13 protein-coding genes are annotated in these 12,621 nt (G+C 28.4%); all 13 read left to right on the top strand.

The features are described from left to right. The coding region (locus RWY47_RS07115; RefSeq protein ID WP_316030281.1) for a hypothetical protein at positions 1–543 on the top strand (543 nt) is incomplete at its 5' end. Beyond that, complete coding sequence (locus tag RWY47_RS07110; RefSeq protein WP_150846323.1) at positions 536–1,243, top strand: enoyl-CoA hydratase/isomerase family protein; 708 nt, start codon at positions 536–538, stop codon at positions 1,241–1,243. The genes RWY47_RS07115 and RWY47_RS07110, both read left to right, overlap by 8 nt. A gap of 5 nt (positions 1,244–1,248) precedes the next feature. Then, complete coding sequence (locus RWY47_RS07105; RefSeq protein WP_150846322.1) at positions 1,249–2,364, top strand: 3-oxoacyl-ACP synthase III family protein; 1,116 nt, start codon at positions 1,249–1,251, stop codon at positions 2,362–2,364. Between the two features lie 16 nt (positions 2,365–2,380). After that, on the top strand, positions 2,381–3,775 hold the full coding sequence (locus tag RWY47_RS07100; protein ID WP_150846321.1) for a B12-binding domain-containing radical SAM protein: 1,395 nt from the start codon (positions 2,381–2,383) through the stop codon (positions 3,773–3,775). A gap of 11 nt (positions 3,776–3,786) precedes the next feature. Further along, on the top strand, positions 3,787–4,941 hold the full coding sequence (locus tag RWY47_RS07095) for a 3-hydroxyacyl-CoA dehydrogenase family protein (RefSeq protein WP_150846320.1): 1,155 nt from the start codon (positions 3,787–3,789) through the stop codon (positions 4,939–4,941). 12 nt (positions 4,942–4,953) lie between these two features. After that, positions 4,954–6,183 (top strand): beta-ketoacyl-[acyl-carrier-protein] synthase family protein, encoded by a 1,230-nt coding sequence (locus RWY47_RS07090; RefSeq protein WP_224170468.1) that lies wholly within the window; start codon positions 4,954–4,956, stop codon positions 6,181–6,183. 21 nt (positions 6,184–6,204) lie between these two features. After that, positions 6,205–6,969 (top strand): sugar phosphate nucleotidyltransferase, encoded by a 765-nt coding sequence (locus RWY47_RS07085; RefSeq protein ID WP_150886334.1) that lies wholly within the window; start codon positions 6,205–6,207, stop codon positions 6,967–6,969. 17 nt (positions 6,970–6,986) lie between these two features. After that, on the top strand, positions 6,987–8,213 hold the full coding sequence (locus RWY47_RS07080; RefSeq protein WP_150846317.1) for a glycosyltransferase: 1,227 nt from the start codon (positions 6,987–6,989) through the stop codon (positions 8,211–8,213). Between the two features lie 26 nt (positions 8,214–8,239). Then, positions 8,240–8,719, top strand: a complete 480-nt coding sequence (locus RWY47_RS07075; protein WP_150846316.1) for a flavodoxin domain-containing protein — start codon at positions 8,240–8,242, stop codon at positions 8,717–8,719. After that, on the top strand, positions 8,706–9,431 hold the full coding sequence (locus RWY47_RS07070) for a 4'-phosphopantetheinyl transferase family protein (RefSeq protein ID WP_150886333.1): 726 nt from the start codon (positions 8,706–8,708) through the stop codon (positions 9,429–9,431). The genes RWY47_RS07075 and RWY47_RS07070 overlap by 14 nt, the downstream gene beginning before the upstream one ends. Then, entirely contained in the window at positions 9,421–10,749 is a 1,329-nt protein-coding gene (locus RWY47_RS07065; protein ID WP_150843265.1) for a hypothetical protein, read from the top strand. The genes RWY47_RS07070 and RWY47_RS07065 overlap by 11 nt, the downstream gene beginning before the upstream one ends. Before the next feature lie 38 nt (positions 10,750–10,787). Then, the gene (locus tag RWY47_RS07060) at positions 10,788–11,468 is read left to right on the top strand and encodes an inositol monophosphatase family protein (protein ID WP_206622119.1); all 681 of its coding nucleotides are present in this window, start codon (positions 10,788–10,790) and stop codon (positions 11,466–11,468) included. A gap of 13 nt (positions 11,469–11,481) precedes the next feature. After that, the gene (locus RWY47_RS07055) at positions 11,482–12,432 is read left to right on the top strand and encodes an ATP-grasp domain-containing protein (RefSeq protein WP_150843263.1); all 951 of its coding nucleotides are present in this window, start codon (positions 11,482–11,484) and stop codon (positions 12,430–12,432) included. Positions 12,433–12,621: the final 189 nt, after the last annotated feature.

Genomic DNA, 12,621 nt, shown 5'->3' with positions numbered 1-12,621 from the left:
GTAATAATTAATACTGTTTATGATTTAGATCTGATTTTAGGAATTCAAAATTATGATACTTCATTAGTTGTTATATTAAAAAAAAGTGTATGGAATCTTTGCTATATTAAAGAATCGATTATTAGTCATATAAAATTATTTAGAAATATTATTAGTGTAATAATAGATGGAGAGTTTAATATTTACGATATTGATTTTATTTTGAATTTTGACACTTATAAATTTACGTCTGAAGCTGAATATATTGGTAGAAAAATTGAGACAGGAAAATTGGAAAAAATAAAGACCATCATGGGAGTAGACCCTACAGATATAGATGAAAAATCTAGGATAAACTTTCAAGATCAAAATTATATTAGTAAATATATAGAAGATTTAACTTTGGGACGCTCTAAGAATCAGATTAAATTGATTAAGGAATACTTCAATAAGTATAAAGCATCGATTTTAGAAGAAAACTTTTTTGATCTGGGATATGAAGAATCCAAATATTTTTGTAGGTTAGCATTATTAAAAGCGCAAGGAGAAAAATCACATGCTTAATCAATTAAGTACACTACGATTTACTCATGACAACGGAATATATTTTATTGAAATAAAAGGTGAAAATGCTAATAAAATGAGTTTAAAATTTCTAGGAGAGTTCTCCAAAATAGTTAGCCATATTACTAATAAAGAGGATGTTAAGGGAATAATTCTTACAGGACATGGTAGGCACTTTAGTTCTGGTTCTGATATAAGTGAATTATTAAATATAATTGTTACAGAATCAGAAATTAGAGGATGTGATGTAAAAAAGGTCCCTAAATTACATAATGACTTTAAGAAATCACTAGAAACAATACAAGGAATATCTGTGCCAGTAGTAGCAAGTATTACTGGATTCTGTATAGGTTCAGGATTTGAAATAGCACTTTCAGCACATATAAAAATATGTGAAAAGGGTGCAAGGTTAGGGTTACCGGAATCAACATTTGGACTTATGCCTGGAGTAAATGGTTCTATAAATATAGCGAAAAAACTAGGAATAATGAACTCTTTTGAGTTTATTATAAAAGGCAGTTTATACAATGAAAAAGAGGTATATGAGTTGGAACTTATTGATGATGTTGTAACTAAAAAAAGCTCTTTAAGATTAGCAATAGAGTTTGTAAATTATGTATATGAAAATAATGTGGCTTATTGTAACAAAAATTCAACTAAAATTTATCGTGAGTTTATTAGTCATAGATATAAGGGGTAGATAAAATGAGTAAACATATTAGAATGGCGGGAGTAGGATCTTATTTACCAGGTGAGCCTATTCCTTTTGATAAGATAAACGAATATCTAGGTAACTTTGAAAAAACACCTAAAAAAATACAATCGTGGGTGAACAGAGTTCAGCCAATGATGAAAGAAATGCTTGGTATTAACTATTGTTATTATGCTTTTGATAATAAAACTAGAACTTTTACAGATGATAACTTAACAATGTCAGTAGAAGCATCAAAAAAAGCTATAGATTCTGCTAATCTTAAACCAGAAGATATTGATTTGATTGTATATGGGGGAGCTTATTCATCACAAATTCCTCCTATGTCAACTAAAATTCAAGAAGAGTTGGGTATAGACTTATGTGGAGAATTTTATATACATTCCAACTGTACATCAGTATATAAAGCGATAAAATTAGCACATTCTCTTTTAAGTTCAGGGGAGTATAAAAATGCATTAGTAGTATCCTCAAACGTTGCGAGTTCATCATTTATACCAGAGTTTTATAACCAAGAAGTTATTACTAAGGATGATATATTCTTAAGATGGTACTTATGTGATGGTGCTGGAGCAATGGTCTTAAAAGCAGAAGAGGAAAAAGCTACAGGATTTTATTTAGAAGACTCTTATATTGAATCAGCAGGTGGTAAAAAAGTTTCTGCCATGTCTAATAAAATGCCGTATCACTGGTTAAACCCAGAAGAAGTTTATAAAAAAGGGTTGCAACATATTAGTCAAATATACTTAAATGATATGAAAGCGTTTGCGGTAGATGAAAATGGTAAAACAATATTTTATAATGCACTTAATCGTATGATAGAGAAATACAACATAGATTATAGTCAATTAGGCAACTTTGTAATAAACATGCCATCGAAATTTGTAAGAGAGTATATTATAGATGAATGTGTGGAATTAGACATTGAAAGAGATAAATTTTACAGCGCTATAGAAGATATTGGATATTCAGGACCTCCTGCTGCAATAATATCAATTGATAATTTATTAAAAGAAAGCTCTTTTAAAGACGGGGATTTAATCTTTAGTTTTGTAATGGAAGTAAGTAAATTTATGCAAGCAGGGTTTACCCTAAGATATAATTCATAGAAATGAGGTTGAGAGTATGAAAATATTATTGGTAAATGCACCAATTCCTAGAGCAATAAGGATGTTTGATTTTGCAGATGAAGAAACTTTAAAGTCTTTTGGAAGAAGAGTTATGGTGGGACCTCCACTTGCTTTAAATGAAATATCGGCTATGACCCCTGATGAAGAAGTTGTTATACTTGACCAAAAGACTGAGTTTGATAATATAAAAGATTATGATTATGAGAAGGAGTATATAAATGAATTAATTCGTTTTAAACCAGATATAGTTGGTTTTACATGTATAACAGCACAATATAACTCCGTTCTCAATCTGATTGATATAACAAAGAAGCACGATAGAGATATACTAACTTTTGTCGGAGGAATACATCCAACTTTGTGCAGTGAATCTTTTAAAGATACAAATGTAGATGTTGTATGCATAGGTATAGGAAAACATAGTTATAAAGCAATTGTAGATGAATATAAAAAAAATGGTAGAAATGCTGATTTTTCAAAAATTACAGGAATCGCTATAAATGAAAACCATTTTCTACGTTATACAAAATCTATATGCGAACTTACTATAGAGGAAGTTAGAAATTCACACTTAAATGAAGACGTAATGCCTAATAGAAAGTTAACTGACAAGTATAACTACAAAATAAATCATGTTAATAAAACTATACACTACATTAGTACATCTCAAGGTTGTACTCATAAATGTAATTTCTGCACAGTATGGCAAACTACTGGGGGGAAATATTACCATAAAGATGTAGAAAAAATCATTAAAGAACTTAAGACTATGGATAAATATGAAATAATAAGATTTTGTGATGCTAATACATTTGGAGATATTAAAAAGGCAAAACAATTATTTACTAGGATAATAGAGGAAGGGTTAGATAAACATTTTTACATGGCTGATGTAAGAGTCGATACCGTTATTTCACATCCTGATGTGTTAAAATTGGCTAGAGATGCTGGATTAAGAATAGTTATATGTGGGCTTGAGGGTACTAGTGATGAGGAACTTAAGGCATACAATAAACAGAGTACTATAGATAAGACAAAAAAAGCGTTAAAATACCTTAATGAGCTAGGAATATTTGTAAACGGTAATTATATTGTTAAACCTAATTTTGTAGAATCAGATTTTAAACAATTAGAAGATTTCGTAATGGAAAACCCTATATTTAATTCAGGTTTTACAGTGTTGACACCTTTTCCAGGCACTAGCCTATGGGAAGAGATGAAAGATGATATTCTAAATGAAAATTTAGATTATTATAATCTTACTAACTCTGTAGTAAAGACAACTTTACCAGAAGAAGTATTCTATAAAAGAATGTGTAAATTATATAAAATAAGTAAAAAATCTGCTGAAAAGTATATAAAATTATACGGTCACTTATCAGCAATGTAGTAGGGGATAAAATGAAAATAGGTATAGTTGGAAATGGAAAAATGGGACTAGATATCCTAAATGATTTAATTGAAAAAAAATATGAAGTTGTACTAATAGTTAGAAACCCTGATGCTGTAAAAACTATTAAATCCAAGATACTTAAGCTTTTTAAGCGAAAACTTAGAATAGGCATTATAAAAGAACATGATTATAAGACAATAGTTGATAGTATATCAGTATCAGCATCATATAAAGATCTACAGAGTTGTAACTTAGTTATAGAAACTGTAATTGAGAATTTATATGTTAAGAAAAAAGTAGTACAAGAAATAGAAGAAAATGTGAATGATGATTGTATTATTAGCACTAATACATCATCATTAGATATAGATAAAATTTTCACAAATTGTAGAAAAAAAGAAAGATGTATGGGAATCCATTATTTCTACCCTATACAATTTAATCCAATTGTAGAAGTATCAACAAGCAGTGATACTAATAACTATAGTATTAAAAAAGTTGAAGAATTTTTACACCATACTAAAAAGAAAACTTTATTACTTGAAGGAGAAGGAAATCTTATTTTAGCAAAGATACTAACTACAATTATTTCTTATAGTTATTATTTATTTAAGAAAGGAGATTTATCAGTAGAAGATGTAGATAGGGAAATATCAAATAATGTTATGAGGTATGGAATATTCAACATTATAGATTCAACTGGAGTATTGATAGTAAAAAAATGCTTAATGAGATTTAGGAACGAAAGAAATTATTTTTTAAATGATATACTGTATGATGACCTTACAAATATTGAAAAAAATAGAAAATGTGATAATTTGATAGACGAGTTTAATTTATTAGAAAACAAAAGGAATAAATCAAGTATTACATCATCTATTCTTGCATCTAAGGAAAATTACTCAGATAGAGTAAAGGCTGTACTATTGAATGAAATCTCATATATATTAAATAACAAAATAATAACTGATGAAACATTGTTTGAAGCTATAGAACTGGCTTTAGGTTTAAAAGAAAGTATACTAGACATGATCACGACGATTGGTCCAGATAGAATTAAAGACATGCTTAAGTTTGAATACAATGCAAAATCAATTGATATTTTTAGATACGAAAAGATTAATAAATTAGTATGTAGGAAGTTAAATAAAGAGATTGTATAGGAGTAGATTTGTATGATAGAGAATAATAAAGTAGTAATAACAGGAATGGGTGCAGTTACATCGCTAGGGGATGACTTGCAAACAACATGGGACAATATTTTAGAAGGCAAATCAGGAATTGGATACGTTACACTATTTGATACAACTAACTCAGGAACTAAAATAGGTGCACAAGTCCAAGACACGTTTGAGGAACAAGCAAAAAAAGTCATAAAGAGAAGAGATAGAAAAAAAATGACTAGGGTGACAAGAATGGCTATGGTTGCTGCTAATGAAGCTATAATTGACAGCAAAATAGATTTTTCTAAGGTAGATTCTTTGAGAGTAGCTGTAATTATGGGAGTTGTTACATCAGCATATAATGATAAGGAAAGAGAAGATTCAAAGCAAAATATTATAGTTAAATCAATGCCTAATGCACCGAGTGCTTGGATATCTATCTATAACAATATAAAAGGACCTAATTTTAGCGTATCTGCAGCATGTGCATCATCTGCATATGCAATAACTTTAGGTAAAAAATTAATAGAGTCTGAGTTATATGATATTGTAATCACTGGTGGTACAGACTCACACATTAATAAAGAATGCTATGAAGGGTTTAATCAGATAATGGCGATGTCTACTAATAATCAAGAACCCGAAATTGCTTGTAGACCATTTAGTAAAGATAGAGATGGATTTATAATGGGAGAAGGTGCAGGAATATTAGTATTAGAAAGTGAAAAACATGCTCTTGAACGAAATGCAAAAATCTATGCTGAAGTTAGTGGAACATCAATCACCAGTGATGCTGATGATATAACAGCTCCATCACAAGATGGATTAGGTATGTTCATGTCTATGGACATTGCGGTAAAAGATTCAAAAGTACCGTTAAGCAGAATAGGGTATGTAAATGCACATGGAACATCTACATATCTAAATGATAAGTATGAAACTATAGCGATAAAGAAACTTTTTGGTGATAGGGCCAAAGAAATATTAGTATCATCAACTAAATCTATGATTGGGCATACTATTGGAGCTTCAGGAGTTATTGAAGGAATTGTAACAGTTAAATCATTAATTGAAGGGGTTATACCTCCAACAATAAACTACCAAAATCCTGATGAAGAACTAGATCTAAATTATGTACCTAACAATCTTATCATAAGAGAAGTAGAAGCTGCTATTTCCAACTCATTTGGGTTTGGTGGGCACAATGCAAGTATAGTATTCAATAAATATAATAATAAATAGTTTTTTAAAGGGGGCAGAATTATGAAAGGTGTTATTTTGGCAGGCGGAAATGGTAAAAGGCTACAGCCTTTAACTGTAGTAACTAACAAACATTTATTACCGGTATATAAAAAGCCAATGATATTCTATCCAATAGAAACATTGGTAAATGCAGGAATCAAAGATGTTTTAATAATTACCTCAGCTGAAAATATAGAACAATTTTATAAACTTTTAGGAAAAGGAGAGAATTGGGATATTAATATCAAATATGAAATACAACGAGAAAGTAACGGAACAGGAGGGGCTTTATTATGTGCTAAAGATTTTCTTGGAGGTGATGATGTTATAGTTATTCTTGGTGATAATATTGTTATCGAGAATATTAAAGATTATGTTGTAGATTTCATGAATAATAAAAATATATTTGATGCTAAGATATTGGTAAGTGAGGTAAATAACCCAGAAAAATATGGGGTAGTAGAAGTAGAAGGTAAAAGTGTTACTAGATTAGTTGAAAAGCCAAAAAAACCTTTTTCTAACTTAGTTAATACAGGAATATGGATGTTTAAATCGGAAGTTATACAAAAGTGTGAAAATATTAAGTTAAGTGAGAGAAATGAATATGAAATGACTGATGTTCTTTCAGATTATTCTAATAAAGGTAAGCTTAGCTATGACAAAATAAAAGGTCATTGGTCTGATGCGGGAACTTTTGAACAACTATATCAGGCAACAATGATGTTAAGAAGTTTAGAAGATAATGACAACAAAGAAGTAAAACGTGTAGCAAACTACAATAAATAGTATAAAGGGAGACTGATATGAGAAAAAAAGTAATTTTTATAAACTTCCCTGTATCTGGACATATAAACCCTCAATATGAGCTGTGCAAAGAACTTGCAAAGCAAGATATTGATTTTATATACTATACTGCTGAGCGATATCTTGATAAATATAAAAGTATAGACAACTTAGAGGTTAAGTTATATCCTAAAGAATTCATGGACTACTATGATATGTTGTCAGACAATATAGAGTATCATAAAAAAATAATGGCTATAATGTATGTTTTCAATACACTAACAGAAAAAATACTACCTTATATGCAGCAAGAGATAGACAAGGAAAATCCTGATTTAATAATATGTGATAGTTTAGCGTTATGGGGAAAAATTATTGCAAGGCATAATAAGATACCGTATATGCTTTTCTTTACTTCTTTTATGGGAGATTCTAAAACAATTAAATCTACACCAGGATTTAGAAAACAGTTATTAAAAGCTGCAATTACTGACTTTAAATTTATATATAAATTCTTAAATATACAAAAAAGAATTGAAAAAATATATGGGAAGAATTCTGAAAATATTACAAAAGTTATGGATCATCAAGGTAAATTCACAGTAGTTGCAACATCAAGGGAATTTCATCCTGGAGGAAAATGCCTTCCTGCTAATATTAAATTTATAAAGCCTTATATGTATAGAGAAACTAGAGTTAACAAAGATAAAGATACTATTTTTGTGAGTATGGGAACAATAAGCTTTAGTAAAAGTTTTTGGGATAAGTGCATAGAAGCAACAGTAGGACTTGGGTATAGGGTAGTAATTTCTTTTGGTGGAAATAAAAAAAATAAGGTAAATATTAAAGATATTCCTGATAATGTAGAGATATATGAAAATTTACCTTTAGATGCTTTTAGAGAAGAATTAGAAAGGTCTGAAATTATTATTACTCATGGAGGATTTAATAGTATAACTGATTCAATTGTAGCTGAGACTAAAGTATTAGTATGTCCAGTTACCAATGAGCAAAAGGGTAATGGTGTAATATTAGAGGAATATGGATGTGGAATATTGTATCCAGAAAAAGAATTTAATATTGAAACTTTAAGAACTTCGATAAAACAGTTAATTGATAACAAAGAAATGAGAAATAACATTATATTCTATAAGAATACATTTATAAACTCGAAAAGTTGTAATGAGATTATTAAAGATATGAACAAAGAATTTAATATTTTCAATAATAGTGAAACTAATGTTTAAATTTAGATTAGGGGTAAGGAGAGAAGATGAAAAGCTTAATTTTATATTATTCTAAAAACAATACAACAAAAGAGACTGTAGAAAAGATATCTAGAAATAAAGATGTCGATGTATGTGATTTAAGGAAGTTAGATAATGTTAGAATAAGTGACTATGAAAATATTTATATAGGTTCTGGCATATATATGGGATCACTTCCTGGGACAGTAAAAAAACATATAAAAAAGATATCTAAAAGTCTTGAAGGCAAAAATATCATATATTTTGTTCATGGTATAATATCTCAAAAAAATTATAAAGAAATTATTAATAATTCAATAGGGGAATACTTAAGTAATTCTAATACTAGATATTTATATCTTGGAGGGAGGCTTGATGTTAGCAAGCAAAATTTTATAATAAAGAAGATGTTAAAGCAAATTGCTAAACAAAACAATTTAAACCCTAACTATGTAGATACAAGAAATAAAACTTGTATAGAAGGTTTAATTAATGATATTAAATAAAATAAACGAGATTAAGAACAAATCTGTCTTTTCAGATAGGATCTCTGAAACAAATTTATATCTTTTTAATATCAACCATATTGAAAAAGAAGTTTTCTATTTGACAAATCTTTTATCAAGTAAAGAAAGAAATTACATTAACAAGTTAAAAAATGATAAATCTCTTAACAAATATATAATTAGAAGAGGGTTGTTAAGGTTAATATTGAGTGATTATTTAAATTTAGAGCCCAAAGACATACCTATAATTAGGGATACTTATAACAAACCTGAAATTACTGACATATCAGAAAATCTAAATTTTAATATTTCTCACTCTAGAGAACATTTACTTATTGGAGTAAACTGTAAAAAACAATTAGGAGTAGATGTTGAATGCATTGACTCTTTTAGATTTAAAAATAGTGATTTGTGCAATACAATATTTTCAGAACAAGAATTGATATTGTATAAGTTACTTGATTATAAAACAAAGAAATGTGTTTTTTTAAAAGAATGGGTAATAAAAGAATCAATTGTTAAAGCCATAGGTGTAGGATTAACAATTGATTTAAGAAGTATTAAAAAAATATCATATATTGATGGATTTCAGTACTATAAATTCAAAGATTTTTTAGTAAAAGTAAAATTTATAAATACAAGGGGAGTATATATATCATTGGCAGAATTAATTAAGTATAAAACTAGGGAGCAATTAAAAAATGAAAAATAGAGCAAATCATTTTGATATAGGATATGACATATTAGGTAAAGACTGCGGTGGAAGCAATTTTTATTTTCTTTCTTTTATGAACGACTCATTCTCATTGGAAATATTTAAAGTAGCGTTGTTAAACCTACATTTGAATATCATAAAACTTTCATCAAAAATAGAGAAGGGAATTTTAAACGATATTTGGAAACATAATCCAAATTTTAGAGAAACAGATTTACAACTAATAGAAGAAGAAGTTAAAGATAGTGGAAACTTTAAAGATGATGTATATAAAGCAATAGGGACAAGTACGAAGATTCATACTCAAGTTCAAAGAGAATATCCTTTGCTAGTAAAGATTTTTAAGAGTTCTAAAGATAAGAAAGTAGCAGTTTTATATAGTTTTAACCATTGTTTTTGTGATGGAAGAGGCGGCTTATACATAATAAATTTATTAGGAGATATTTATTTAAAGTTAAGTGAGAATAAGGAAATACCAGCACTTGATATAAAGTGGGATATGAATAATTTATTAGATAATTTAGATGATTTTGATAAATATAGAAAGTATTATAAGATTAGAAATGAGCAAAAAAAGACCATAGGACAAATGTTTAAACCAATACTGGATAACACTTCTAAAAAAAGTATTAATGAGATTAGGGCAACAAGAAGAGTTCAGATAGATGATATGGAAAAAGTGCATTCATTTTGTAAGCACCATAAAATAAGCATAAATGATTATATTATACTTATTCAATTATTAATTACAAATAAATATGATGAACTTTATAATGTTGGCTCTAAGTATATAGGTGTAAGTTTTAATATAGATTTAAGAAGATATATGAAATTACCTTATATTTTTATAGGAAACTTTGCATCTTTTGACTTTTTCATTATTGAAAGATCTATAATACATCATTTAGATATTGCAAAGTTTAGGAAGAAAATAAATATATGTAAGAGTAAAAATCCTGGGTTAGGTTTTGTAAGAGCTATAAAAATGACTGAAAGAATACCTAGCTCATTATTTAGAATATTGGTAGATAGATTTATGAGTAATATGAATGATGGCAATCTTTATAGAGGTCTTTCTAGTAGTAATTGTGGAGATATATCTAAATTTATAGGTAAGTTTGGTAAATGTATAGATGATATATCATTTATACCAGCTTATGATAAAGTTAATATGCCTAACTTTGGAGCCTCCTCATACAATGGAAAACTTACAATAAACATTAGTCAGGAATGTGATGAGGTTGATATGGTAAATATTCTTGGAGATGACTTTATAGAATTTTCTAACATGTTATTATCTGAATATTCCGAATAGATATTGATTGAGGTGGATGAATGTTAACAGGAGATGTTTTGAAAAAAATAGCAATTAATGCTTTTGAAGAATTAAAAAATATAAGTAATGATAATAAAATTAACTGTGATATCTATATTGAAAAATATGTGATTGATGAGATATTAAAATATTGTTCAGATATAGTTATTATATCTGAAGAATGTGGAAGAATTAAGTTTGGCAAAGGAATACAAAGTATTGTGTTAGATCCAATAGATGGTACAGGTAATTATATGCGGGGAATACCAATATATTCTATATGTATCGCATTAGTCAATCATAATAAGTTGATTATAGATGAAAATGACATTGAATACTCAATTGTTGTATCAACATTTGGTATATTTGAAGCTTATAAGGGAGCATTAGGGAAAACTCAAGTTAACGTTGAGTCTGAGTTTGATAAAGCATTAATAAGAAGATTTGGACAAGGTCGTATGAGATTACTTGGAGCATCAAGTATTGAGTTAGGATTACTTGCTGATGGATCTATAGATGCGTTTATAGATAACGATGGTTTAAAACTTGTAGATATAATTCCTATTTTGCTTTACCTTAAAAATAATAATTGTATAATCACAGATTTACAAGGCTATAAATTGAAATTTATATTAGATAATCCTAAAAATTCAGATTATAAATTTATAGCGTCAAGAAGCAAAATGCTACATAAAAACATACTAAGTAGGAAGTTATAGAGAGAGGTCATAAATGAGTAGAATTTTAGTTACAGGAGTAGGCGCTGCGGCAGGGATAGCAGCTGCGAAATATTTGTTAAAAAATAAACATTATGTTTATGGTGTAAATTGTTTAGAATATTCAGCTGGATTTAATATGGTTGATGATTATTCTGTAGTGCCATACGCTATAGATAAAAGCTATATTACAGAACTTATTAATATTTGCAAAAAGAATAATATAGAGTATCTGATTCCAACAGTAGATGAAGAGTTGCCAAAGATAAGTGAAAATAGGGATAAATTTGAGCAAATAGGTGTACGAGTACTAATTTCATCTCCAAGCACTATTGAATCTTGCTTAGATAAATATAAATTTTATGAAAGTTTATATGATGCTTCAGTTAAGGTGGCAAAGGCATGGAAATTCGATTCAGATATAGAGCTTGAAAACATAAAATATCCTTTAATAGCAAAGCCAAGAACAGGAAGAGGAGGAAGAGGAATATATATAATTAATTCAAATTATGATCTTAAATATATCGAAGGAATAGAAAAAAAATATATATTACAAGAGTATATTGAAGGAATTGAATACTCAGTAGATACTCTTTCAGATTTGAAAGGTAATTGCTTGGTCGCTGTGCCAAGAAGTAGATTAGAAATCAAAGGTGGAGTATGCTGGAAAGGAAAGATTGAAAAAAACGTTCTAATAGTAGATGAAGCAAAAAAAGCTGTAGAAAAATTAGGTATAGTAGGACCAGCTTGTCTACAGCTGATTTTGGGAAAAGATAATTCTATTAATATATTTGAGGTAAACCCAAGAATAGGTGGAACTGTGTCCCTTTCAATAAATGCAGGTGTAGATATTCCTGAATTATCATTAAGGATTTTAAATAAAGAACATATAAATGAAGACGAGCTTAAATATAAAGAATTGTTCATATCAAGATATTTTGAGGAAACATTTTTTTATGTAAACTAACTGTAAGGTAGTGTAAATATTTGGCGAAATTTTAAATTATCATTTGAAAATATTTATAAAACAGGGGGATAAAAATGGAATTGTTAATGACTGGAAATGAAGCAATAGCTCGTGGAGCTTATGAATCTGGAGTTAAGTATGCATCTGCATACCCAGGAACTCCAAGTACTGAGATACTAGAAAATGTAG

This window comes from Paraclostridium sp. MRS3W1 (assembly GCF_032465715.1).
Classification (GTDB): domain Bacteria; phylum Bacillota; class Clostridia; order Peptostreptococcales; family Peptostreptococcaceae; genus Paraclostridium; species Paraclostridium dentum.
Note: the sequence above shows the minus strand (reverse complement) of the source record. Positions and strands in the feature narration are given on the sequence as shown.